At 70.8% G+C, this 24292-nt stretch carries 26 protein-coding genes; 12 read left to right on the forward strand and 14 right to left on the reverse strand.

All coding sequences use genetic code 11. From position 1 onward, the window contains the following. The first annotated feature begins 121 nt into the window (after nt 1-121). Together ACFRQN_RS27695 and ACFRQN_RS27700 are read left to right on the forward strand one after the other, a co-directional pair. Nucleotides 122-6646, forward strand: coding sequence for an RHS repeat domain-containing protein (locus ACFRQN_RS27695; RefSeq protein ID WP_380742873.1), 6525 nt, complete (start codon nt 122-124; stop codon nt 6644-6646). Between the two features lie 197 nt (nt 6647-6843). Further along, nucleotides 6844-7431, forward strand: a complete 588-nt coding sequence (locus ACFRQN_RS27700; RefSeq protein WP_380742875.1) for a hypothetical protein — start codon at nt 6844-6846, stop codon at nt 7429-7431. Nucleotides 7432-7517: 86 nt separating this feature from the next. Here ACFRQN_RS27700 and ACFRQN_RS27705 read toward each other — a convergent pair whose 3' ends face one another. Both ACFRQN_RS27705 and ACFRQN_RS27710 read right to left on the reverse strand, forming a co-directional pair. Next, complete coding sequence (locus ACFRQN_RS27705) at nt 7518-7880, reverse strand: winged helix-turn-helix domain-containing protein (RefSeq protein ID WP_380742877.1); 363 nt, start codon at nt 7878-7880, stop codon at nt 7518-7520. After that, entirely contained in the window at nt 7877-8512 is a 636-nt protein-coding gene (locus tag ACFRQN_RS27710) for a hypothetical protein (RefSeq protein ID WP_380742879.1), read from the reverse strand. The genes ACFRQN_RS27705 and ACFRQN_RS27710 overlap by 4 nt, the downstream gene beginning before the upstream one ends. Nucleotides 8513-8722: 210 nt before the next feature. On the opposite strand from ACFRQN_RS27710, the gene ACFRQN_RS27715 reads away from it, so the two are divergent. Further along, entirely contained in the window at nt 8723-9316 is a 594-nt protein-coding gene (locus tag ACFRQN_RS27715) for a DUF4291 domain-containing protein (RefSeq protein ID WP_380742883.1), read from the forward strand. A gap of 52 nt (nt 9317-9368) precedes the next feature. Here ACFRQN_RS27715 and ACFRQN_RS27720 read toward each other — a convergent pair whose 3' ends face one another. Then, nucleotides 9369-9884, reverse strand: a complete 516-nt coding sequence (locus ACFRQN_RS27720) for a DinB family protein (protein WP_074006049.1) — start codon at nt 9882-9884, stop codon at nt 9369-9371. A gap of 337 nt (nt 9885-10221) precedes the next feature. Between ACFRQN_RS27720 and ACFRQN_RS27725 the strand changes: the two genes are divergently transcribed. After that, nucleotides 10222-12429, forward strand: coding sequence for a M4 family metallopeptidase (locus ACFRQN_RS27725; RefSeq protein ID WP_380742911.1), 2208 nt, complete (start codon nt 10222-10224; stop codon nt 12427-12429). 160 nt (nt 12430-12589) lie between these two features. Here ACFRQN_RS27725 and ACFRQN_RS27730 read toward each other — a convergent pair whose 3' ends face one another. The 4 genes from ACFRQN_RS27730 to ACFRQN_RS27745 all read right to left on the reverse strand — a co-directional run bounded on the left by ACFRQN_RS27730 (nt 12590) and on the right by ACFRQN_RS27745 (nt 15245). Next, on the reverse strand, nt 12590-13069 hold the full coding sequence (locus ACFRQN_RS27730; RefSeq protein WP_074006051.1) for a hypothetical protein: 480 nt from the start codon (nt 13067-13069) through the stop codon (nt 12590-12592). Between the two features lie 267 nt (nt 13070-13336). Next, nucleotides 13337-14179, reverse strand: coding sequence for an alpha/beta fold hydrolase (locus ACFRQN_RS27735; protein ID WP_380742885.1), 843 nt, complete (start codon nt 14177-14179; stop codon nt 13337-13339). Nucleotides 14180-14185: 6 nt separating this feature from the next. Beyond that, entirely contained in the window at nt 14186-14830 is a 645-nt protein-coding gene (locus tag ACFRQN_RS27740) for a dihydrofolate reductase family protein (protein ID WP_380742887.1), read from the reverse strand. A 220-nt stretch (nt 14831-15050) separates the two neighbouring features. Then, nucleotides 15051-15245, reverse strand: a complete 195-nt coding sequence (locus tag ACFRQN_RS27745) for a hypothetical protein (protein WP_380742889.1) — start codon at nt 15243-15245, stop codon at nt 15051-15053. 111 nt (nt 15246-15356) lie between these two features. Between ACFRQN_RS27745 and ACFRQN_RS27750 the strand changes: the two genes are divergently transcribed. The 4 genes from ACFRQN_RS27750 to ACFRQN_RS27765 all read left to right on the forward strand — a co-directional run bounded on the left by ACFRQN_RS27750 (nt 15357) and on the right by ACFRQN_RS27765 (nt 17933). Further along, the gene (locus tag ACFRQN_RS27750) at nt 15357-15950 is read left to right on the forward strand and encodes a DinB family protein (RefSeq protein ID WP_380742913.1); all 594 of its coding nucleotides are present in this window, start codon (nt 15357-15359) and stop codon (nt 15948-15950) included. A 206-nt stretch (nt 15951-16156) separates the two neighbouring features. Beyond that, a complete protein-coding gene (locus ACFRQN_RS27755; protein ID WP_380742891.1) occupies nt 16157-16561 on the forward strand; it encodes a hypothetical protein in 405 nt (134 codons plus the stop codon). 290 nt (nt 16562-16851) lie between these two features. Further along, nucleotides 16852-17037 (forward strand): hypothetical protein, encoded by a 186-nt coding sequence (locus ACFRQN_RS27760; RefSeq protein WP_074006057.1) that lies wholly within the window; start codon nt 16852-16854, stop codon nt 17035-17037. Nucleotides 17038-17180: 143 nt separating this feature from the next. After that, nucleotides 17181-17933, forward strand: coding sequence for a phosphotransferase family protein (locus ACFRQN_RS27765; RefSeq protein WP_380742893.1), 753 nt, complete (start codon nt 17181-17183; stop codon nt 17931-17933). Nucleotides 17934-17957: 24 nt separating this feature from the next. Here the strand turns inward: ACFRQN_RS27765 and ACFRQN_RS27770 are convergent, their stop codons facing one another. The 4 genes from ACFRQN_RS27770 to ACFRQN_RS27785 form a co-directional block, all read right to left on the reverse strand. Continuing rightward, nucleotides 17958-19121: a serine hydrolase domain-containing protein gene (locus tag ACFRQN_RS27770; RefSeq protein ID WP_380742895.1), complete on the reverse strand. Its 1164-nt coding sequence runs from the start codon at nt 19119-19121 to the stop codon at nt 17958-17960. 216 nt (nt 19122-19337) lie between these two features. After that, nucleotides 19338-19529 (reverse strand): DUF397 domain-containing protein, encoded by a 192-nt coding sequence (locus tag ACFRQN_RS27775; protein WP_380742897.1) that lies wholly within the window; start codon nt 19527-19529, stop codon nt 19338-19340. Next, nucleotides 19526-19663 (reverse strand): DUF397 domain-containing protein, encoded by a 138-nt coding sequence (locus ACFRQN_RS27780; RefSeq protein WP_369808269.1) that lies wholly within the window; start codon nt 19661-19663, stop codon nt 19526-19528. Before ACFRQN_RS27780 ends, ACFRQN_RS27775 begins: the two co-directional genes overlap by 4 nt. Continuing rightward, nucleotides 19620-20567: a helix-turn-helix domain-containing protein gene (locus ACFRQN_RS27785; protein WP_380742899.1), complete on the reverse strand. Its 948-nt coding sequence runs from the start codon at nt 20565-20567 to the stop codon at nt 19620-19622. Before ACFRQN_RS27785 ends, ACFRQN_RS27780 begins: the two co-directional genes overlap by 44 nt. A gap of 161 nt (nt 20568-20728) precedes the next feature. Here ACFRQN_RS27785 and ACFRQN_RS27790 point away from each other — a divergent pair, with 161 nt between their 5' ends. The 3 genes from ACFRQN_RS27790 to ACFRQN_RS27800 are packed head-to-tail and all read left to right on the forward strand — an operon-like array spanning nt 20729 to nt 22019. Beyond that, nucleotides 20729-21163, forward strand: coding sequence for an ATP-binding protein (locus tag ACFRQN_RS27790; RefSeq protein WP_380742901.1), 435 nt, complete (start codon nt 20729-20731; stop codon nt 21161-21163). A gap of 14 nt (nt 21164-21177) precedes the next feature. Further along, complete coding sequence (locus ACFRQN_RS27795; RefSeq protein WP_380742903.1) at nt 21178-21729, forward strand: hypothetical protein; 552 nt, start codon at nt 21178-21180, stop codon at nt 21727-21729. 44 nt (nt 21730-21773) lie between these two features. Continuing rightward, nucleotides 21774-22019, forward strand: coding sequence for a transposase (locus ACFRQN_RS27800; RefSeq protein ID WP_159028355.1), 246 nt, complete (start codon nt 21774-21776; stop codon nt 22017-22019). 15 nt (nt 22020-22034) lie between these two features. Here ACFRQN_RS27800 and ACFRQN_RS27805 read toward each other — a convergent pair whose 3' ends face one another. The 3 genes from ACFRQN_RS27805 to ACFRQN_RS27815 form a co-directional block, all read right to left on the reverse strand. Next, entirely contained in the window at nt 22035-22292 is a 258-nt protein-coding gene (locus tag ACFRQN_RS27805; RefSeq protein WP_380742905.1) for a hypothetical protein, read from the reverse strand. A gap of 150 nt (nt 22293-22442) precedes the next feature. Next, the gene (locus ACFRQN_RS27810) at nt 22443-22853 is read right to left on the reverse strand and encodes a VOC family protein (protein ID WP_380742907.1); all 411 of its coding nucleotides are present in this window, start codon (nt 22851-22853) and stop codon (nt 22443-22445) included. A gap of 153 nt (nt 22854-23006) precedes the next feature. Beyond that, nucleotides 23007-23378 (reverse strand): winged helix-turn-helix transcriptional regulator, encoded by a 372-nt coding sequence (locus ACFRQN_RS27815; protein ID WP_380742909.1) that lies wholly within the window; start codon nt 23376-23378, stop codon nt 23007-23009. 77 nt (nt 23379-23455) lie between these two features. Here ACFRQN_RS27815 and ACFRQN_RS27820 point away from each other — a divergent pair, with 77 nt between their 5' ends. Further along, nucleotides 23456-24103, forward strand: coding sequence for an NADPH-dependent F420 reductase (locus tag ACFRQN_RS27820; RefSeq protein WP_380742915.1), 648 nt, complete (start codon nt 23456-23458; stop codon nt 24101-24103). Nucleotides 24104-24292 lie beyond the last annotated feature (189 nt).

The raw sequence follows: 24292 nt of genomic DNA on the forward strand, positions 1-24292 counted from the left end.
CCGGTGGTGTGGGCCCCCCCCCGGGGGTTGTGTGCCCCACACGTCCGGGGGGCGGGGGGGCTTCCTGCCGCCCGGCCCACGGTCCGTCACACCCGTTTTCCCCTGAGGAGTTGTTCCCCACATGAGCAGGAAGAGGTCGGTGCCGAGGCCGACCCGCACCAGGGTGTCCGCGATCATCGCGGGCACGCTGGTCGGGTCGCTGCTGCCGGCACTGCCGCTGGCCGCCGTCGCGGCGGCCGCGGAACCGTACACCAAGCCCTCGGCGGTCTCGCCCGAGCAGCCGGTCAAGGGCTCGGACGCGAAGGCCAAGGGCCGCAAGGCCGACACCACCGTCAGCACGGTCGACGGCAAGCACGGCGCCCTGCCCGGCGCGGGCAGCGCCACCGTCGACGTCCCCGCCGAGAAGGGCAAGGCAGTCAGGGCCGACAAACTGCCCGTCGCCCTCTCCTCCGCCGGCGCGGCGGGCAAGGCGAAGGTCGAGCTGCTCGGCCAGGACGCCGCCGCGAAGGCCGGGATCAACGGCCTGCTGCTGACCGTCTCCGGCGCCGACGAGAACAGCGGCCTGGCCGTCGACTACTCGTCCTTCGCCCAGGCCGCCGGCTCCGGCTTCGGCTCCCGCCTCAAACTGGTCCGGCTGCCCGAGTGCGCGCTGACCACGCCCGACCTGCCCGAGTGCCGGGTGCAGACCCCGCTGCCGGGCGGCAACGACGTGGCGAAGCAGACCGTCGCCGCGGACTCCCTGACCACGGCCCCGGCCGGGTCGATGCGGCTGGCGTCCGCGCCGGGCGCGATGGTGCTGGCCGCCACGGCCAGCAGCGCCGGTCCGAGCGGCGACTACAAGGCCACGCCGCTGACCCCGGCGTCCTCCTGGTCGACCTCGCTGAACAGCGGGTCGTTCAGCTGGTCGTACGACATGCCGCTGACCACGATGCCCGGCGGGCTGACCCCGAAGATCGGCCTGTCCTACAACTCCGGCGCGATCGACGGCCGGACGGCCAACAGCAACAACCAGGCCTCCTGGGCCGGTGACGGCTTCGAGCTCTCCCCCGGCTTCGTCGAGCGCAGCTACAAGGCCTGCGCGGACGACGGGGCGCCCAAGACCGGCACCAACAGCCCGGGCGACCTGTGCTGGGGCACCGACAACGGCACCATCAGCTTCGGCGGCCACTCCGGCGAGCTGATCCCGGTCTCCGGCGACGAGTGGCGGATCAAGGGCGACGACAACACCAAGGTCACCCGCCTGCGCGACACCGGCCGGGGCAACGGCGACAACGACGGCGAGTACTTCCGCGCCACCACCGCCGACGGCACGAACTACTACTTCGGCTACAACCGCCTGCCGAACTGGTCGGCGGGCAAGCCGGAGACCAAGTCCGTCTACACCGTGCCGGTGTACGGCAACAACGCGGGCGAGCCGTGCAACGGCGCCGACTTCGCGTCCTCCTGGTGCCAGCAGGGCTGGCGGTGGAACCTGGACCTGGTGGTCGACGCCCACGGCAACGACATCACCTACTGGTACACCCCCGAGACCAACAACTACGGCCGCAACCTGAAGGCCTCCGACCGCACCCCCTACATCCGGGGCGGCCGTCTGGACCACATCGAGTACGGCCAGCAGCAGCAGGACATCCACTCGGCCACCGTCAAGCCGATGGGCCGGGTCGACTTCGGCACCGCCGAGCGCTGCCTGGAGTCCAACACCGCGCTCTGCGACCCGGCGAAGATCGACGCCAACCGGCAGTACTGGTACGACACCCCGTGGGACCAGAACTGCAAGGACGGCACCGACTGCACCGGCCAGTCCTCGCCGACCTACTTCACCCGGACCCGGCTGACCTCCGTCACCGCCAGGACGCTCCAGGCCGACGGGAACTACGCCGCGGTCGACACGTGGACCCTGAACCACAAGTGGGGCACCGCCGACTTCGACTACCAGCTGCTGCTGGACTCCATCCAGCACACCGGGTCGTCCGCCGCCCCGGCCATCACCCTGCCCAAGACCGGCTTCGCCTACAAGCAGCTGGCGAACCGGCTCGACAAGGTCGGTGACGGCCGCATGCCGTTCATCAAGCAGCGCCTGGGCACCATCACCGACGAGCAGGGCGGCCAGCTCGACGTCAACTACTCGGCCGCGGCCTGCGACTGGAACGCCCTGCCCACGCCGCAGTCCAACACCACCCGCTGCTTCCCGCAGATGTACCAGCCGTCCAACGACGTGCCGGTGACCACGGAGTGGTTCAACAAGTACGTCGTCGAAGCGGTCATCGCCACCGACCGCACCGGCGGCGCGCCCGACATGGTCACCCACTACAGCTACCTCGGCGACGCCGCCTGGCACTTCGACGACGAGGACGGCCTGACCCCGGCCAAGCTCAAGACCTGGTCCCAGTGGCGCGGCTACGCCCACGCCCGGGTCGAGACCGGCGGCGTCACCGGCATGACCACCCAGGCCGACCACTACTTCCTGCGCGGCATGGACCAGGACCGCGACAACCCCGGTGACAAGAACAGCAAGCGCGGCGTCACCGTGGACGACGGCCAGGGCACCGTCCTGACCGACGACCAGGCCTGGGCCGGCTACGAGTACCGCAGCGAGCAGTACGACAAGCCCGGCGGCGTGATCCTCTCCAAGTCCGTCAGCACCCCGTGGAAGAAGGAGACCGCCAAGCGCTCCAACGACTGGGGCACCACCACCGCCAACCTCACCGGCACCCAGGCGACCCGGTCCTTCACCTCCCTCGACAAGGGCGCCGGAGCCTCCTGGCGCGAGACCCGCACCGCGACCTCGTTCGACGGCTACGGCCGTACGACGCAGACCGAGGACCTGGGCGACGTCGCGGTCGGCACCGACGACACCTGCACCCGCACGACGTACGCGGACAACACCGCGGCCTGGATCCTCACCGGCAGCGTCCAGATCGAGATGGTCGCCGCCAACTGCTCGGCGGCCGTGAACCGCGACACCCAAACGGACGGCACCTCCGCGGTGCTGTCGGACATCCGCACCCGCTACGACGGCCAGGCCTACGGCGCCGCCCCCGTCAAGGGCGACCCCACCACGGTGCACGTCCTGAAGTCCCGCTCCGGCAACCGGGCCACCTACCTGGACGGGACGACCCACTACGACGCCTACGGCCGTGCCGACAGCACCACCAAGCTGGCGTCCACCACGGTGTTCGACACCACGGGCGCCACGGGACCGGTGACCACCGCCAGCCCGCTGGCGCAGACCACCACCACCGGCTTCGCCCCGGCGAACGGCCGGCCGACCAAGGTCACCACGACCGGGCCCCCGGTGGTCGCGGGTAACCCCGCCACCGCCATGGTCTCCGTCGCCGACCTCGACCTGCTGCGCGGCCAGACCGTCGACACCGTCGACGCCAACAACCGCCGCACCGACAGCCTGTACGACGCGCTCGGCCGCACCCTCAAGGTCTGGCTGCCGAACCGCTCCAAGTCGACCGGCCAGACCCCGAACCACGAGTTCGGGTACATCGACAACGACGCCCAGATCCGCGTCGTCTCCACCAAGGCGCTCCTCGCCGACGGCTCCCAGGCCACCGCGTACACCCTGTACGACGGCTTCGGCCGGATCCGGCAGACCCAGGACCCGGGCGACAACGGCGGCCGCGTCCTGACCGACTCCTTCTTCGACGAGCACGGCCAGGCCGCGCTCGCCTACGCCCCGTACTACGCGACGGGCGCGCCCTCCACCACCCTGTTCAAGGTCGAGGACGCCACCGGCGTCGAGACCCAGACCGCCAACAGCTACGACGGCCTCGGCCGCGTCGTCAAGTCCACCACCCTGGCGGGCAACGGCGTCGGCACCCCGATCTCCACCACGCTCACCGAGTACGGCGGCGACCGGGTCACCGTCACCCCGCCCGCCGGCGGCACCCCGGCGACGACCATCAGCGACGCCCGCGGCCGGACCACCGAGATCCGCCAGTACCGCGGGGGCTCCCCCGCCGGTGACTACGACCGCACCACCTACGCCCACGACGCGGCCGGGCACACCACCCGGCTGACGGACCAGTCCGGCACGCAGTGGAGCTGGACGTACGACCAGCAGGGCCACCAGGTCAAGACCGTCGACCCGGACTCCGGCACGGCGGTCAAGACCTACGACGACCGCGGCCGGCTGGCCACCAGCCGGGACGGCAACAACCAGACCCTGGCGTACGTCTACGACAACCTCGACCGGCAGACCGAGCTGCGCTCCGGCTCCGTGTCGGGCCCGCTGCTCACCTCGCAGACCTGGGACCCGTCCGGCAACAAGGGCCTGATCTCCTCGGCGACCCGGTACTCCACCGTCGGAGGCACCGCGTACCCGTACACGACCACCTGGTCGCTGTACGACGCGCTGGGCCGCGCGACCCGGACCACGCTCAGCGTTCCGTCCGTCCCGGGCCAGGAGGCGCTCGCCGGGAACTACGTCAACGGCACCGTCTACCGGCTCGACGGCAAGCCGCAGAGCACCAGCTACCCGGCGGCCGGCAACCTCGCCGCCGAGTCGGTGGCCTACGGCTACGACGCCCTCACCCGGATGACCACGGCCCAGGGTCTGAGCAGCTACCTCACCGGCCAGACCTACAGCCTGACCAGCAAGCCGCTGCAGAGCACGCTGTCCGACGGGACGGCGAACAAGCAGCTCTACGTCACCAACGCCTACGAGTGGGGCACCCAGCGACTGGCCTCCAGCCGTACCGACCAGTACGGCGTGTCCACCCCGCTACGCGCGGCCGTCTACGGCTACGACCAGGTCGGCAACATCACGTCGATCACCGACACCTCGCGCGCCGGCACCGACCGGCAGTGCTTCCGGTACGACTACCTGGCCCGGCTCACCGAGGCGTTCACCCCGAGCGGCACCGGCTGCCCGGCCACGCCCGACGCCAAGGCGCTCGGCGGCCCGGCCCCGTACTGGACCAGCTGGCAGTTCAACCCCGACAGCACCCGGGACACCCAGACCCGGCACGACACCACCGGAGACCCCGCCAAGGACGTCACCGCCAAGTACAACTACCCCGGCGCGACGGCCGCCCAGCCGCACACCCTGAAGGGCACCAGCGGCACCGGCGTCCTCGCCGAGACCGCCGGCTACGACCCGGCGGGCAACACCATCGCCCGCCACCGGGACCTCGCCGCCGGAGCCACCAGCGACCAGGCGCTGACCTGGGACGCCGAGGGCAAGCTCGGCAAGGTCGTCGACACCGTCAAGAACGGGCCCGTCACCAGCACGAAGACGACGGAGTACCTCTACGACCCGGCCGGCAGCCGGCTGACCTCGCACGTCCTGGACAGCGCCAACCCGGGCGCGGAGAGCTGGACGCTCTACCTCGGCGCCACCGAGCTGACCCTGGCCAAGGGCGCCGCCAAGCCCGCCGCCACGCGCTACTACTCGCTGGGCTCGGCGGTCGGCGTCCGCACGGACGACAACAAGGTCGGCTTCCAGGTCACCGACCACCACGGCACCTCCGAGCTCAACGTCGACGCCTCCACCGGCACGGCGGCGCAGCGCCGGACGACCCCGTACGGCGAGCAGCGCGGCGCCGCGCCGGCCTCGTGGGCGGGCAGCCGGGGCTTCCTCGGCGGCGTCAACGAGCCGACCGGGGTGGTCCACCTCGGGGCACGCGACTACGACCCGTCCCTGGGCCGGTTCCTCAGCATCGACCCGGAGTTCAACCCGACCAGCCCCAAGGAGCTGAACGGGTACGCCTACTCGGGCGGCAACCCGACCAGCACCAGCGACCCCGACGGCCGCAAGATGTGCGCCGACGACTGCTCGGGCAACGACATGGCGTTGCACGGCTGGGTCGGCATGAACGGCACGTTCCACGAGCCGACCAAGGGCCCCCAGTGCGTCACCAGCTGTGTCACGGACACCCCCGCCGATGACGGCGACGGTGGCGGTGGCGGCGGCGGTGGCGGTGGCGGTGGCGGCGGATCGAAGCCGACCCCGAGCAAGACCACCGCGGGCACTCCCGAGAACCGCAAGATCTGGCACGAGCAGCGGGTTGCCTGGCTGATGCAGAAGGACAACCCGATCATCGGCGAGTACCTGAACAAGATCCGGGAGATCAACAAGAAGTACTGCCGCCCCTCCGCCAAGGACGGCTGCCAGTTCGCCAACATGGCCCAGGACATCCTCGACAAGAACATGGTCGAAGAGGCCGCCGGCCGGATCGACGAGAGCACCAACCCGTTCGACCCGATCAACTTCAAGCGGCTGACCAAGGACAAGGCCAACAAGGGCGGATTCACCGTCGGCGAGTACCGGATCGCGTTCGACCTGGCCCAGGGGGGCCACAAGGTGGTGTCGATCCCGGAGGAGGACGGCAAGACATCGGACGCCTGGGTGGACGGCGTTCCGTCGGAGTTCAAGGCATCCACAGGCAGCGGCAAGGACGTGGTCAAGGACTCACTCAGGGGTGTGACAGAAGGCAAGGGCGCCGTCCGGGCCTACGTGACCCTCAAGGACGGATACGACGCCAAGACGGCCATGACCAGCCTCGACAACTTCCTGCGCAACAACACGGCCCACTTCCAGGAGTACCAGATCTGGGCCCGGGGCGACCTCCGGGGCGGCTGGGTGATCAGCGGTAAGATCGGCAGTGAACCCAAGTGCCGTGGCGGGGGGTGCTGAGCATGTCGGTCAATGCGGTGGTCTCCATCCGACGTCTTGACGAGCCCTCCCTCACGGCGGAGGAGATCGCCTCGACCCTCGATCTCCCGAACGGACCGGCAGCGCGAACCTGGCACGAGACGGTGGGACCGGACGGTTCACGGCTCACTCTCTGGCTGACCACCGAACCCGGTGACGTGTCGGGCCCGGCTGTCGGATTGATTCACGATGACGGGTACGCGGAGCGTCTGTTCGACTGCCAACTCCACGTCGGCGTCGCGGATCTGGCAGGCGAGGACGTGGCCGCCGCGCTCCGCTCCTACTGCCGCTTCGCGACCGCCCGGCTGCACGCGGCACTGGGCGGCCTGGAGACGGCCTCCTACGTCGACGCCGACGGGAACTACAGCTACCGGGTCGATCTCCCGGGGCTGCCGGAGGCCGTGGTCGACGTTCGGCTGGGCAACGGGGCTCCGCCTGCGCAGCCGGGCTTCTCCCTGGTCGAGGCGGCCAACCGCGCCGCCTCGGGCACCGGGCTGGTCTTCGCCGAGGACGAGCCCAACCGGCACCTCGCCCCGTCGGAGGACGCGGGTGACTCGGTGGCCTACACCGTGTCGTCCCGTGCGGAGGAACTCCCCTTCGCCGCCGGGGCCCGCTCCGGCGCCGCCGCGGTCGACGCCCGGCAGCTGGACGGGTTCACCGAGCGCCTGCTCGCCGAACTCGCCCGGCACACCGTCGGCGCCGACCTGGCGTGCTGGGTGAACGACCGGCTCTACCGCTACGAGGTGGAGCTGACCCCGCTCGGCTGACCGGACGGGAACACACAGGGCGGCAGCACCGGTTCGGCCGGTGCTGCCGCCCTGCGGCACATCCAGGGGAGTTCCCCCGGGCGATCTCAGTGGGGCGCCGGGGCGGCCACGGGGCCGGAGGCGGCTCCCCCGTCGGGTTCCTCGGCTCCTTCGAGGCGGTGGATCAGGCTCCGGAGTGCCGCGATCTCGTCGTGCAGGGCCTTCTTGCCGGCCCTGGTGAGCTGGATCCAGGTGCGGGCGCGCTTGCCCTCGTAGCCCTTGTCGATCGTGACCAGGCCGGCCTTCTCCAGGACGCCGAGGTGCTGGGAGAGGTTGCCGGCGGTGAGGCCGAGGGTGGTGCGCAGGAAGGTGAACTCCACCCGCCGGGCCTCCTTGGCGACCGCGAGGATGCCCAGGCGGACGCGCTGGTGGACGACGTCGTCGAGGCCGCTGGTGGGGTGCTCGGTCATTCGGCCGACCGTCCCTGGGCCCGGTGGTGCAGCAGGGCGAGGGCGACGCCGCCGAGCAGCAGCACGCCGCCTTCCAGCAGCACGCCGGGGAGGAAGGACCACGGGGACAAGCTGGGAAGGTCGTCGGAGGAGAGCATGGCGATCAGGTATCCGCAGGTCACGGCGAGGAGCGGCCAGCTGCGCTCGATCCAGGCGAGCAGCAGCAGCGCCAGACCGATCGTGCCGGCCGGGCTCATCAGCGTGTCGGCGACCGCGGAGAGCGGTCCCGGCTGCCCGTACAGGTCGGCGAGGAAGCCCGGGTGGGACACCGTCCACACCTGGTCGGCGGTCATGAGCAGGGCGAGGACGACGCCCAGCACGAGGTACGGCCGGATCCGGGTGCCCAGGCCGAGCCGGGCGGAGCGGCGGAGGTAGAACCAGCTGATCGCGGCGTAGGAGAGCAGCAGCGCCACCGGCCAGTACCACATGGCAGGGGGAAGGGAGTTGACGCAGACTCCGCCCAGGCCGTAGCGGGGCGCGTCGCAGGGGCCCTGGCCGTACCGCACGACCGGTATCGCGCCGAACCTCACGGCGGCGAAGGCCAGGAGCGGGAACCACGCGCCGCGTTGCTCACGGCGGACGCGCTGGATCACGGCGCCGGTCGCTGCCAGGAGGTGCCGGGGGTCGCTTGAGGGCTGAACGGGTTGAGTCGCCATGAGGACCAGGTTTGCATGACAAACCGATTGCGTCCAGAGATCAGTTTGCGAACTGGCCTTACGCGGCGAATGGTTGACGGGCACACACCCCCGCCGAGCTGGGAAAATCGCTGGCGCGAGGTGCGTTGAAGGCCGACCCTGGTCACCGTGTCAGAACCGAAGCACCGGATCCGTGCCCTCCACACCGACTCGACGGTGACCGTCTACCAGGCGTACACGCCGGAGATCGGGCTGCCCACCGCTCGGGACGGCCGCTTCCCGGCGGCGTGGAAGCGGGACCGGATGACGTGGATCAAGCCGTCGTTCCTCTGGATGATGTACCGCTGCGGGTGGGCGAGGAAGGAGGGCCAGGAGACCGTCCTGGCGGTCGAGATCACCCGCGAGGGCTTCGAATGGGCGCTGCGGAACAGCTGCCTGTCCCACTACGAGCGCGGGCTGCACCCCGACCGGGCTTCCTGGCAGCGCCGGTTGAAGAGGTCCCCGGCGCGGGTGCAGTGGGATCCGGAGCGCGATCTGCACCTTCGGCCGCTGCCCCACCGGTCGCTCCAGCTCGGCCTGACCGGGGAGGCGGCGGAGCGGTACGCGGAGGAGTGGATCGTCGCGGTCGAGGATGTCACCGCGCTCGCGCACGCGGTCCACGACCGGGTGCGGGACGGGGAGTTGGAGGCCGCCCGGCAGCTCCTCCCCGCCGAACGCCCCTACCCGGCGGGCGACGCGCTGCTCGCCCACCTGGCCGGCTGAGCCGGCGGGCGCACCCCGCCCGCCGGCTGCGACTGTCAGCCGGTGGCGGGCGTCAGCCGGTGGCGCCGTCGGTGAGCTCGCGGACGATGTCCAGGTGCCCCGCGTGGCGGGCGTACTCCTGGAGGACGTGGAACAGGATCCAGCCCAGGGTGGGCCGCGGGGTGCCGTCGTCGGGGAAGCGGCCGCCGGGTGCGGCGACGGTGGACAGGGGCGTGCCCGACACGACGGCCCGGGTGTGCTCGCCGCCCGCGTGCAGCGCGGCGAGGAGTTCGGCGGCCGTTTCCTCCGGTCCGACGTACCAGCGGTCCTCCGGGCCCCGGTCGCCCCAGGGCGCCGGGACCTGCTCGGCGCGGAAGCCCCAGCGCAGCCAGCGCTGCTCCATGTGGACGAGGTGCTTCAGCAGTTCGAGCATGGTCCATCCGGAGGGGAGCCGGCTGGCGCGCAGCTCCGCGTCGGACATCCCCTCGGTCTTGGCGCCGATCACGGAGCGGTAGTAGTCGAGGTAGTCGAGCAACAGCTCGCTGGGGTCGGAGAGTTGCTGGTCGGGCTCGGGCAGGGAGATCGTCATGGGCCGAGTCTGCCACGGCGTCGTGCCGGTACCCACGACAGCGCGGTGCACCGGTTTTCCCCCCGCATTGCCCGCCTTCTGGCGAAGAATTACCTCCCCATTACGTCATCGGCGAAGGTATTCGGCCAACTTGTTGCACAAAGGGTGACGCGTTCAGACCAAAAATGACACTGTTCCTTCCCATCTCATTCGAACCACCAGCTCTACCGGGCGGCGTCACCCCAGGCCGCCCGGCTGACTCCGGCCCCCCGAACCCGGGCCGTCGCAGAAGGAGTTCCGTGTGACTCGATCCCCCCGAAAGTCCACCGCCGCGGGCGCGTTGCTAGTCGGCGCCGCGATGGTCGTGGCCGCCCTGACGCCCGGCGTCGCCGCCGCCGACACTCCTGCCGGGACTCCCGCCGAGGCCCCCGCCGGGGTCCAGGCCTTCGCCGGCGCGATGCCGGTGCAGCTGTCGCCCGAGCAGCGCGGCGAGCTGCTGGCCTCCGCGGACGCGTCCCTGGCGAAGACCGCGAGGTCGTTGAACCTGGACGCGAAGGAGGCGCTGGTCGTCAAGGGCGTCACCAAGGACGCGGACGGCAGCCTGCACACCCGCTACGAGCGGACCTTCGACGGACTCCCGGTGCTCGGCGGCGACCTGGTCGTCCACACCGCCCCCGACGGCACCACCAGGGGCGTCACCAAGGCCACCGAGGCGGACATCGCCGTCGACACCACTCCCAAGGAGAGCGCCGACGCGGCGAAGGGCCTCGCGCTCGACAGCGCCGGGAGCGCGAAGGTCACGGAGGCGGCGGCCGACGACGCCCGCAAGGTGGTCTGGGCCGCGTCCGGCACCCCGCGGCTCGCCTGGGAGACGGTGGTCACCGGTACGCAGGAGGACGGCACGCCGTCCGAACTGCACGTCATCACCGACGCCGACACGGGCAAGAAGATCTTCGAGTACCAGGGCATCGAGACCGGCGTCGGCACCAGCAAGTACTCGGGCCAGGTCACCATCGGCACCTCGGCGGTCGCCGGCGGCTTCGCGATGACCGACAACACCCGCGGCGGCCACAGCACCTACGACCTGAACGGCACCAGCGGCACCAGGACGCTGTTCACCAACCCGACCGACACCTGGGGCGACGGCACCGTCGCCAACCGGCAGACCGCGGCCGTCGACGCCGCCTACGGCGCCCAACTCACCTGGGACTACTACAAGAACGTCCACGGCCGCAACGGCATCAAGGACGACGGCGTAGGCGCCTACACCCGGGTCCACTACGGCAAGAACTACGTCAACGCGTTCTGGTCCGACGCCTGCTTCTGCATGACCTACGGCGACGGCGCGGGCAACGTCAAGCCGCTGACCTCGATCGACGTCGGCGCCCACGAGATGACCCACGGCGTCACCTCCGCCACCGCGAAGCTGGTCTACAGCGGCGAGTCCGGCGGCCTGAACGAGGCCACCTCCGACATCATGGCCGCCGCGATCGAGTTCTGGGCCGACAACCCCGAGGACAAGGGCGACTACCTGGTCGGCGAGAAGATCGACATCCGGGGCGACGGCAGCCCGCTGCGCTACATGGACAAGCCCTCCAAGGACGGCCGCTCCAGGGACTACTGGTCGGCCGACGTCGGCTCCGTCGACGTCCACTACTCCTCCGGCCCGGCCAACCACTGGTTCTACCTGGCCTCCGAGGGCAGCGGCACCAAGACCGTCAACGGCGTGGCCTACGACTCCCCGACCTCCGACGGCCTGCCGGTGACCGGCATCGGCCGGGACGCGGCGGCCAAGATCTGGTACCGGGCGCTCACCACCTACATGACCTCGTCGACCAACTACGCGGCCGCCCGCACCGCCACCCTCCAGGCCGCCTCCGACCTGTACGGGAAGAACAGCACGACGTACCAGAACACCGCCAACGCCTGGGCGGCCATCAACGTCGGCCCGCGCGTCGTCGACGGCCTCCTGCTGGAGCCCGTCACCAACCAGATCACCGCGATCGGCACCTCCGCCGACCTCGGGATCGAGGCCTCGAACCTCAACCCCGGCATCGTCACCTACCACGCGACCGGCCTCCCCCTGGGCCTGACGCTCCACCCGGTCACCGGCCGTGTCACCGGCGTCCCGGCCCTCCCGGGCACCTACACGGTCACCGTGACCGCCCAGAGCTCCCACCGCGGCAGGACGTCGACGACGTTCACCTGGCGGGTCTCCCCGGGCATCTTCACGAACAGCACCTCCCTGCCGATCCCGGACGGCGGCCCGGCGGTCTTCTCCGACATCGTCGTCGACCGGCTCCAGGGCCAGGCGCCGAGCGACCTCAAGGTGAGCGTGGACATCAAGCACACCTGGCGCGGCGACCTGGTCATCGACCTGGTCGGCCCGGACGGCACGGTGTACTCGCTGAAGAAGGGCAGCTTCAGCGACTCGGGCGAGAACGTCATCGAGACCTACACGGTGGACGCCTCCGCCCAGCCCGCCAAGGGCACCTGGCGCCTCCGCATGCAGGACACGTACCGCGGCGACTCCGGCCACCTCGACGGCTGGAAGCTCATCTTCTGACCGCACCCGCACTGAGCGCGGCCCCCTGAGCACGGCCCCCTGAGGTGATCCGGTCGGCGAGAGCACGTCCTCGCCGACCGGATCACCTCTTGCACGTGCGGCACGGACCGCCACCACAGGCGGTCCGGGTCAGCCGGTCAGCCGGTCGGCGGGCCTGGGGTCAGCGGGCCAGGAGGAACTTGGTGGTCGGCACGTTTCGGACGGTGGCGCAGTCCAGGTTCGACGTGGTGGCGCTGTAGGTGAAGCCGCTCGGGACGCTGCACGCCCACATGCCGCTGACCGGGACGCGCAGGTGGAAGGTGGTGGACGGGACGCCCTGGGTCAGGCTGCACGTGGTGGACGAGCCGGCGGCGTCGTAGGTGAAGCCCGGGGCGGTCGAGCAGGCGGTGAGGCCGTCGACGGGCGTGCGCAGGTGGTACTGCGGCGAGTTCCAGCTGCCGCCGCCGCTACACGTCCGGCTGAAGACGACCCCCTCGTAGACGTAGCCGGAGGGGACGGAGCAGGCCCAGGTGTCGTCGAGCCCCGTGGTGGCGGCGGTGGCCGGTGCCGCGGTGACGGCCCCGCTGAGCAGCAGGGTGAGCGCGGCGAAGGCGGCGAGCAGCGCGGTGCGTGCGGTACGTACGGTTCGTGCGACGGACATGTCTTCTCCCTCGTCGAGGAGTTGCACGGTACGGGGGGCGGCGTTCGCCGGTGGGCGTTCACAGCCGTCGACGGTTCTAGCACCCCCGACGGGCCGTCATCCCACCCTTCCGCCCGGGATGATCGCTCCGGCGCCCGCCGTCCACGCGCGCCCGTACAGATCCTCCGGCCCGCCTCGGCCGATCGGCCCGCCGGTCCCCTCCCGCGCCTGGCGCAGCCGCTCCGCGGGTGCACCGCCCACCAACCGCCGTCCGCTACCCGCTATCCGCTACCCCAGCGCGAGCATCGCCTCGGCGACCGAGCCGACCGCCGCGTCGGGGATCGCGGTGGCGCCCCCGTCGAGGACGAGCAGTCGCGCCCCGGGGACGGTGCGCGCGATCGCCTCGCCGTTGCCGACGGGGAAGAACCGGTTACGGCGGCCGTGTACGACGAGGGTGGGGACCCCGATCTCCGGCAGGCGCTCGCGCCAGCGGGGTGTGCAGTCCAGCCCGGCGAACACGGTGCCCAGGTGGTTGGCCGTCTGGACCGGGGGCGCGGTGCCGGGCGTGCGGTCCCAGATACGCGCGGCGACGGCGCGGGCCGTGATCGGGTCGTCGCCGAGGATCTCCGCGCCGGTGGCGGCGAACTCCGCGACCGCCGCGCGGTCGCTCCAGTCGGGCGCCGGGCGGGCGAACAGGCGGCTCATCGTCGCCCGGTCGTGGTCGGGGAGGTCGTCGTCGGGCGGGCCGGGGGCGACGGCGCGGGTGTTGACCAGGGTGAGCGCGGAGAACGCGCCCGGGTGGTCGAGCGCGGCCACCTGGGCGACCATCCCGCCGACGCCGGTCCCGGCGAGGTGCGCGGGCGCCCCGCCGAGGGCGTGGGCGAGGGCCGCCGCGTCGGCGGCGAGGTCGCGCAGGGTGTAGCCGGGTGCCCGCGGGTCCGTCGTCGTCGACTCCCCGCTGTCGCGCAGGTCGTAGCGCACGGCGCGGCGCCCGCCGGCGGCGAGGCGTTCGCAGAGCCCGTCGGGCCAGGAGAGCATCGTCGGCCCGCCCGCGAGCAGGACGAGCGGCGCGTCGACGTCACCGAACGACTCGACGCCCAGGGCGGTCCCGTTGACGGAGACGGTGGCCATCCCGGGTCACCGGGCGTCGTCGTCGTGCCCGAGGCCCCGGTCGGGCAGGCTCATGTCGCCGGTCCTCGGCGTGCCCTCGGCGAGCCCGTAGCGCAGGTACACGGTGCCCTGCGCGCCCGCCACCGGCGGTTCGAGGAGCGTGAGGTTGGTGGGCACCGCGCCGTCGTCGAAGACCTTCTTCCCGACGCCGAGCACGATGGGGTGCACCCACAGGTCGAGCCGGTCGAAGAGCTTCTCGCGCAGGAGGGTCTGCACCAGGTTCAGGCTCCCGACGACCTTCACGTTCCGGTGCCGGTCGCGGACTGCGCGCACCGCGCCGGCCAGGTCCGGGCCGAGCAGCGTGGATCCGGCCCACGGGAGCTCGGGGGTGCCCCGGGAGGCCACGTACTTGGGGACGCGGTTGAAGAGTTCGGCGATCTCGCCCTCCTTCTGCTGCGGCCAGTACGAGGCGAAGAGGTCGTACGTCCGCCGGCCGAGCAGGAGGGCGTCCGTGCCCTCGTACGCGGCGAGGATCTGCGCGCCGGTGACCTCGTTCAGCAGGGGTGCCTGCCAGCCGCCGTACGGGAACCCCTCCGGGTCCTCGTCGGGCCCGCCGGGCGCCTGCCCGACGAGGTCGAGGGTCGCGAACAGTTCGATCTGGATGAGGCCCATGTCTGTGCTCCCGGCGGGGGTGAGGTGGTCGTCCCGGTCGAGATGTAGACCTTCCGGGGCCGGAAAACTCATCGCCACGCCGGTGCCCGGTTTCCGCCCCCGCCCACCGATGCTCCCCTCAGGGTCAGACGGGCGGCAGCAGGTCGCTCCCGCCGACGGTGTACGTCAGCGGGGGGGTAGCCGGGGCGGGCCGGGCCCCGCCGGCTCGTCGTCCGTCGTCTCAGGCCGTGACGGTACGGAAGATGTGCTGGGTGATGGCGAGACCCTTTCCGACGTACGCCAGTACGAAGGTGTCGCTGTAGTTGATGACCGAGTCGTCGACCGAGAGCTTGCCGATGACGGTGACGAGCTCGGCCGTTCCGCACCGCCTGTTCGGCGACCGTCCCGGGTGTACGGACATTGTCTCAGGTGGCACGTCTCGCGGGCTTCTTGCAGCAGGTCAGGGCCGCGGCCAGGGCCAGGCCTCGGCGCTTCCGGGCGTACGGGATCTTGAGACCACGAGCAGTCCATGGCAGCCTCATGGCGCATGATCGATGAATTCGCGAAGGACAACCTGCACGGGCGACTGCGGCGGGACCGCGAGGCACTGCTCTGGAAACTCGACGGCCTGTCCGAATACGACGCCCGCCGACCTCTGACAGCGTCCGGGACCAACCTCCTCGGCCTGGTCAAACACGTGGCCACCGTCGAGGCCAGGTACTTCGGCGAGGTCTTCGACCGCCCTTCCCCGGAACCGCTGCCCCGGTGGCAGGACTCCGACGGCGGCGATCTGTGGGCGACCGAGGACGAGACCCGCGATCAGATCACCGGGTTCTACCAGCGCACATGGGAACACTCGGACGCGACGATCAACGGACTCCCCCTCGACGCCCCGGGCCACGTGCCGTGGTGGCCGGAGCCTCATGCCGGCACGAACCTGTTCGCCGTCATGGTCCATGTCCTCGGCGAGTCCAACCGCCATGCCGGGCACGCCGACATCCTCCGCGAGAGCCTCGACGGCCGGACCGGCATGCGCCCCGAACACGCGAAGCAGATCGACGGGCAAGCCCGTGCGGCCTACTTCGCGAAGATCGAGCAGGCCGCCAGGTCGGCCGCACCGATCGAGGCTCAGGCCGTCTGACGCCGTGATCAACTCGCCGACGAGCAACGGACGTTCATCGAGTCATCCTGAGCTTGCGGGCGACTCCACGCCACATCGCGGTGCCATTCCGGACAGACACAACTCTTCTGGCTCCCGGGTCAGTGGCGAACCGCAGCATGGGGGGCTCGGAAGCTCCCCTGGATCACCCCATCCCGTCCGTTGCCACTGCCGGAGAGAAGGTTGTCATGAGCGCACCTACCCGTACCACGTTCGCCCGTTTCCTGGCCGTCCCCGCCCTTGCCATGGCGAGCACGGTCCTCGCAGCCGCGCCCGCGAGCGCCGGAGGACTCTCCATAGGCGTCAACGGCGCCACCGTCGCGGATGCCGGGCGGACACTGAACGTCTCCGTCACCTACCGGTGCCTCCCGATATTCGACTGGGTCAAGATCACCGTCCAGGCCACGCAATCCGCCGTATCGGGCGTCGGCTCGGTCCAGCTCCCCTGTACCGGCGGGGAGACCGTGACCATCCCGGTGGGCGTCACCTCGCCCGGTGACACCTGGATCAGGTCCTCGGTGAACGTGGTCGTGCACATCTACGACGCCGAGCTCGACCGCGGCGGGGCCGCGGCGACCGTCGTCGCCACCTGACCGGCGTCCACGGAGAACGAACCGGCCGGTCGATCCGAAGATCGACCGGCCGTCCCGGTTTGTCGGGGCCGGCCCTCCCCCCGGGCACTTGTGCACCGGCAGCCGTTCTGTGTCATGCACGCCCGGGCTCGATGAACGTCCACTGCTCGTCGGTGAGTTGCCAGCGTGCCACAGGCAACGTCCTACCGAATCCCGCTTCCGGGCAAGCACCAGACCGCAATGCCGCCCCGGCAGGATCGCACTACGATCGGCCCGCATCGGCGTGGCAAGGGGTGGAGATGCCGGATGGGATGTTCGTCGTGTTCTGGTCGGTGCCGGTGGTCGCGGTGGCGCTGGTCTGCTTCGCCGCTCTGAGGGAGCACGGCACGCCTGCCGCCAAGCGGGCCGCTTACGTATTCCTGGGCATCGCGGCGCTGCCGGCGCTGGTCCTGACGCTGTTCCTGGCGTTGATCGTGTTCGCGCTCGCGACAGGCTGACAGGGATCGAGGCCCGGCCCGCATGCGCTGTCCGGAGCCGCTTCCGGACAGCACGTCACACTCGGCCAACAGGGCTGGTGTTGGCGGATCACACACGGTAAATCCGGCGACGGCGGCGGTGATCCCCGGAATACTGGTCGCCCATGGATGAGGTCGAAGTCGTCGTCGCCCATTCCGAGCGCGCGACCCTGCGCGTCGGCGACGTGTTCCTGAAGGTGGACGCCGATCAGACGCGCATCGACCGCGAGGTCGAGGCGATGTCCCTCGCGCCGGTCCCGACGCCCGAGGTGCTGTGGCACAAGCCGCCCGTACTCGCGCTCGCCGCGGTCCCCGGGACGACGCTCGGGCGCCTCGGCGGGCCGTCGACCGGGTCACCGGCCGCGTGGGCGGCGGCGGGCGCCGCCATCCGGAAGCTGCACGACGCGCCACTGCCGCCCCGGCCCGGCCGGGCGGGCCGGAGCGTCGCCGCGCTGGAGGCTGAACTCGACGAGGAGTGCGGGGTGTTGGTGACCAACGGCTTCCTGCCCGTCGACCTGGTCACCCGCAACCGCCGGGTCTCCGAGGCCGCGTTCCGGCCGTGGACCCCGGCGTTCACCCACGGCGACCTGCAGATCGCGCACGTCTTCGTCGACGGCGACGAGGTCACGGGCATCATCGACTGGTCCGAGGCCGGCCGGGGTGACGCCTTGTACGACCTCGCCACCTTCACGCTCGGCCACGAGGAGCACCTCGCCGACGTCGCCGCCGGCTACGGTGCCGATGTCGACGTCGACCTCGACGTGATCCACGCGTGGTGGTCGCTGCGGAGCCTGCTGGCGGTCCGCTGGCTGATCGAGCACGGCTTCGACCCCTTCGCGCCGGGCTGCGAGGTCGACGCGCTGAAAGCCCGGATGTGAGGACCGTCGGGGCCCGACGCCCGGTCAGGATTCCTGGGCGGTCCGGCCGGCGCAGGCCGCGGCGGTGACGAGGGCATTGAAGGCAGCCGCGGAGGCGGGCATCCCGGCAGGGTCGTACGGATTGCGGGAGAGCACGACCTGGCGCTGTCCGGTGTCGTCGGTGAGCATGGTGCTGCTGTAGCCGATGCTGTCGCCGCGGTGGCCCCAGAAGTCTCCGCACGGGGTGGGGGTGCGCTCCAGGCCGAGGCCGTAGTCGGCGCCGCGTCCGAGGCCTGTGGTGTGCTTCATCTCGGCGAGTTCGGCAGGCCCGAGGAGTCGTCCGCCAAGCAGGGCGGAGAGGAAGGTGGCGAGGTCGGCGGTGGTGGAGATGCCGGCGCCGGACGGGCCGGCGATGGTCGGGTTGAACTGCGTGATGTCCACCGGGCCGCCGGGCATGCTGGCGTAGGCGCGGGTGTGGCGGCCGGGGACGGTGGGGTCGTTCTCCGGCATGGTGGTCTCGTGCAGGCCGAGCGGCCGGATGATGCGGCGTTCGACCTCCTGCTGCCAACTGCGGCCGGTGGTCCGCTCGATGAGCATGCCGAGCAGGATGTAGTCGGTGTTGGAGTAGTACCAGTCCTGCCCGGGCGGGAAGTACGGCGGGTGGCTCTCGGCGACGGCGACGAGTTCCGCCATCGTCCGCGACTTCCAGCGGTCGGTGCTGAGCCAGGTCTGGAACGAGGCGTCGTCGTCGTAGGAGAAGGCAGGGTCCGAGGTGTAGTTGTAGAGGCCGCCGGTGTGGTTGAGCAGTTGGCGGATGCTGATGGCGGCGCCGTTGCGCAGAACGCCTGGCAGGTGCTTCTCGACCGGGTCGTCCAGGCTGATCCGCTGCTCCGCGACGAGTTGGAGGACGACGGTGGCGACGAAGGTCTTGGTCGAGCTGCCGATTCGGTAGCGGTCACGGGGTGCGGCGGGCTCCCCGGTGGCGAGGTTGGCGGTTCCGGCCGCACCCTTCCAGAGGGTGCGGCCGTCCTCGCGCACCAGGCCGAGCGCGGCGGTGGCACCGCCCGGCGCCACCACGGCCCGCAGGCCGGCGTCCAGCGCCGCCCGGTCGACCCGCCGCACCGGATCCGCACCCGCCGAAGGGGCCACGCCCGTCACCAGGCCCGCTCCCGCCAGCACGACCGCCGCGATGCGGACAAGTCCGTGCATCGATGCACCCACCATGGCAACCTCCGCGATCCCATCGGAAGTTGTCGCCAACTCCCGCTCTTGGTCAGGTGGTTGACACTGTTCCAGCCGAGTGGCGGCGGAGCGTCGACCCTGGGATCGACCCCTTCTCGTTACCAGGTCGGACCCCTTGGACAAGGCGGCTACGACCTGGGCAGGGCCCCGACCCCGACGGCCCCCGGAGGCGCCGCAGCGGGTTCACTCAGGGAAGTCACCGGACCGGATCACGGCGATGAACGACTTCCAGGCGGCGGACGGGAAGACGAGCGCCGGGCCATAGGGGTCCTTGGAGTCACGCACGGGGACGAGACCGGGGAATCCGGGGGCTACCTCGATGCAGTCGCCGCCGTTGCCCCCGCTGTAGCTGCTCTTGCGCCAGACCAGACTCATGCAGGGAACTTACCCTCCTGAATCGCGGCAATGAAGGAGCCCCAGGCAGCGGAGGGGAAGACGAGCGCCGGGCCGCGCGGGTCCTTGGAGTCACGCACGGGGACGAGACCGGGGAATCCGGGGGCTACCTCGATGCAGTTGCCGCCGTTGCCCCCGCTGTAGCTGCTCTTGCGCCAGACGGCCACGTCGAACTCGTTCCTCGTCATCCCTGAACCCTTCCAGCGCATCCGCGAACAGCGCGAGCGAGTCGGCCACTGGCAGCGCCGCCCCATGGAGCAGATCATAGCTCCAGCGATGCCGCGCAACGATCTCCGGAACATCGCTGGAATGCCCGCGATCGAGGCTCTCGGAATACACACAGGTTCGTCCGTCAGGCATCTCCAGCAGCACCATTGAGACATCAACGCTGGCCTGTCGACACGTGAACGGCACAACTTGGATCACGATGTTCGGAAGCTTTGCAACCGCCAGCAGGGGCTCCATCTGACGCACCATCACGCCAGGCCCGCCATAGACGGTTCGAATGCAACTCTCGTCCAGGATCGCCAGCAAGGGCGGCCCGCCCGGCTCCAGGAATCGCTTCTGCCGAGCCAACCGAGCCTGCGTTCGCTGCTTGATCATCTCCGGCTTACCGGCTGCATCGCTGACCGCAAAAACGGCTTCCGCATACTCGCGGCATTGCAACAGCCCGTTCATCACCGCGATCTGAAAGACTCTGGCCGCCACAGCCTCGAACTCCGCGTCGGCATGAGTCTGGAACCAATCCGGGTGTTCAACTTCGGCGTTCCAGTCCACCCGATCCCAGAGCCGCTTCAGCGCCCCGTCGGCGCCAAGCAGTACGTCGGCCTGCATGACCATGTCCGGCGGCATGCGCCTCTTGCCGGACTCAAACCGTGTGATATTCGGCCTGGTGGAGTGCAGCAGCTTCGCCAACTGCTCCTGCGTGTAGCCCGTCGCCTCCCGGTAGAAGCGCAGCTCTTCGCCGAACAACCGCGCCGAACTGGCCGTCACCTCGTTGACGAGTCGCCGGTGTGCCATGTCAGACCCCCTGACGTACCGCAGGTGCGTGGTACCTGATTTCGGCCATCACCGTACATCCGAAGCCCGGATCATTGAGACCGGAACGCAATCATCTGCATGCACAGCGTGACTGTGCGCGCTCCTGTCGCACGCCCCCTCTGCCCCCATGAGGTGTCCCCATGCTCATGTCCCGCCGGCCCCGTGCCTTCGTCGCGCGTCTCGACTCCTGCATCGAATCCACGCCCCTGGCGAGGTACTTGCTCCGGGCCTATCTCGCGGGCCTGCCCTCCGGCAACCGCTACGCCGGCACCGCCGAGCTCCTCCTCGGTGAGCTCTTCGCCAACGCCGTCCAGCACTCCGACGCCCCCGACGACCGCCACATCGAGATCCGCTTCACCCTGATCAACTCCCGCCTCCGGCTGGAAGTCCACGACGCCGGCAGCGGCCGACCGTCCCTCCACGCCCCCACCCCCTCCGACGAGCACGGGCGCGGCCTGTTCCTCGTCGACGAACTCGCCGAACGCTGGGGCTGCACCTCCCGCCCCGACGACATCGGCAAGTTCGTCTGGGTGCTCATCGCCCCGGCCCCCGTCTCCGCCCTCGTCACCGCCTGAAAGCCCGAACCCCCATGCACCTCACGACCCTGGCCCGCCACGCCCTCTCCCGCGGCCGGACCCCCGCCGACACCTACGCCCTCCTCGCCCGCCGCACCCGCAAGCCGTTGCCCTCCGCCCGCGCCGTCTGCCTCGCCCTCACCATCCCCCTCGCCGAAACCACCCGCCGCCTCAACGACTGCTACGACGCCCTCCTCGCCGACCCCCGCCCCGACTCCGAGACCGACACCGGCGAACTCCTCGAAGCCCTCGACGTGTTCGACATCCCCAAGTCGCTCACCGACACCGAACTCGCCGTCGTCGACCTCTTCATCACCGCCGTCGACGCCATGGGCGGCATCCGCCCCGGCCACCAGCACGGTCTCCAGCGCTGGTTCACCACCGGCAACCTGACCACCGCCTACCTCTCCCTCACCGCCGCCCACCCCATGCCCCGTACCGGCGACCCCGCCCTGTACTGGGCCACCCTCGTCACCGCCGGCGAACTCCTCACCACCACCCCCCACTCCGAGACCCGCATCAAGTACGCCCTCGCCCACTGCCGCACCCGAGCCGCCCGAACCTAGGCCGTTCCTTCGGATCATCCGATCGCTGGTTGAGGTGTGCGTCATTGACTGACACCCAGTGGGCAAGGATCGAGCCGTTGCCGCCGGATCCGACACCTCGGCGGGGAGGGCAGTGGCGTGATCACCGGCAGGTGATCGGCGCGATTGCCTTCAAGTACCGCACCGGGGTGCCGTGGATGGATCTGCCTGAGCGCTTCGGCTCGTGGAAGGGCGCCCACAACCGGCTGCGGGAGTGGGCCGCCGACGGCACGTGGGCCATCGCCGCCGTCGTCATCCGGTCGGCCAGGTGACTCCAGCCGGGCTGCCTAGACCCATCCCTCGTCGAGGTAGACCGTCCAGGTGTCTCCCACTGCTCTGCGCAGTTCGACCAGGGCCGCAACCTCCGCGACGGCTGCCGGGGCGTCGGACAGTCGCAGCGGGGAGTCCGGGACGCTGTTGCGGGTGTAGACCGGTAGCTCGCCGTCGCAGCTGAAGGCGTGAAGCGATGAGGGCGCACGGCTGAACCATGCGGGACGGTTCTCCTCGGCCCATGCAGCCGCAGCGTCGACACGGTCTACATGCACCAGTAGATGCTCAGGTGCGGGCCCGCAACTGAACTGCACGAGGAAACCGTGGGCGTCCACTGCCCACCAATCCCACATGAACCCAGGTCGGGGGTGCCGCAGGATCGTCGTCATGTCAAAGGATCAGCAGCCGACTTCACCAAGGCCGCGTCAGCCGCGCTCGGGCCAGACCGGGCCCTGGCCGGTCCAGATGACGCCCTTGTTGCGGCACAGGCAGAAGGGGTGGCCGATCGGGTCGGTGTAGACCTGCCAGCCGTAGCCGTTGGGGCCGATGAAGTCCTGCCTCAGCGTCGCGCCGAGGTCGAGGACGCGGCGCTGCTCGGGCCCGATCTCGTCCACTTCGAAGTCGAGGTGGAACTGCTTGGGGTGCTCGCTGTCGGGCCACTGCGGAGCGCGGTAGTCGTCCACCCGGATGAATGCCAGCTCGATCTCGCCGAACTGGATGCCGGCCCATTCCTCCGAGCTGCCTTCCTTGATCGGACGGCCCGTCACCTCGGAGTAGAAAGCCGCCAGCTTCATCGTGTCCGGGCAGTCGATGATGAAATCGGTGAGTCGCAGCATCCCGCGATCTTGCCACAAGCTCACACCCGACTTCGAGACAGGCGCCCCCAGACCCCGTTCACCAGGGGCGGCCGGGTTCGTACCGCAGGTTCGGATCGGCAGCGGGCTTCGGCGGAGCCGCTCAGCGCTCCGGTTGTGACGTCGTGATCGGCGTCAGTCGCGAGCGTGCCCGGTTGCCTCCGCCCGGTCCCGGGCCGCCATCACGTCCTCGCCGTGTTCGAAGGCCCAGGCGCCGAACGCCTCGATCGGTTCCAGGAGTGTCCGCCCCAACCCGGTGAGGGTGTACTCCACGCGCGGCGGCGACCCGGCGTACGCGCGGCGTTCCACCAACCCGTCGGACTGGAGCCGGCGCAGCGTCTCCGTGAGGACTTTGGGGCTGATCCCGCCGATCCGCTCGCGCAGTTCGCCGGGCCGCGCGGGCCCGTCGCGCAGCGCCCACACCAGGACGGCGTTCCAGGTGTTGGCGAGCAGGTCGAAGGCGAGCCGGGCTCGGCAGTCGGCGAGGAAGCCGTGGTCAGGGATCACTTACCAGATGGTGCCCCAGGACTTTCCTACTGTCTCCCTGTTCCGACTGGCAGGTCGTCACAAGGAGGTTGGTCATGATGAGGATCGGAATCATCGGTACCGGCGCAATGGCGCGGGTGCTGGGCACCCGGTGGGCGGGGGCCGGGCACGACGTGCTGGTGGGCGGGCGGGACGACGGCCGTGCCGCCGCCCTCGCCGACCAGATCGGCGGGCTGGCAGGGACTCCGCGGGACGCGGTCGAAAACGGCCTGGACGCGGTGCTGCTGGCCGTGCCGTACGCGGCGGCGATCGGCGTGGTCTCCGGCCTGGCCGACGCCGCGCGGGGAAGGACGCTGGTCGACTGCACCAATCCGATCGCCCCGGGTTTCGTCCTGGAGACCCATGGCGGGCCGTCGGCCGCCGAGCGCATCGCGGCCGCGGCGCCCGGCGCGTCCGTGGTCAAGGCGTTCAACCTCTGCCACGAGAGCGTGTGGCGCAGGACCCCGACCGTCTTCGACGGACGCCCCCTCGCGGTGCCGCTCTGCGGCGACGACGCGCCGGCCCTCGACACCGTCGGACACCTCGTTCGCGACCTCGGCTGCGTACCGCTCAACGGAGGCGGGCTCAACCGGGCAGGCCTCCTGGAGGCGACGGCGGCGTTCCTGATCGGCCTGTGGGTGGGCGAAGGCGCGGACGCCCAGGCGATCGCGCCGCCGCTGGAGTACGCGGGCGTCGATCCCTCCTGATCTGCGAGGGCTCCCAACCACCCGCCCCGCACAGGAAGTCGGACCCGCCGACTTCTCACGCGGCCGCCTGGTGCGGGGACCCGCTCTGCCGACCCCTCCCGTACAGCACGTGCTGGTCGCGGGGGCGATCGCCGCGTCCATGGACGTGGCGGAAGACCGGCGGCCCGGACGGTCGGCGCCGTCCGGGCC

The sequence above is a fragment of the Kitasatospora sp. NPDC056800 genome, from assembly GCF_042789775.1.
Classification (GTDB): Bacteria; Actinomycetota; Actinomycetes; order Streptomycetales; family Streptomycetaceae; genus Kitasatospora.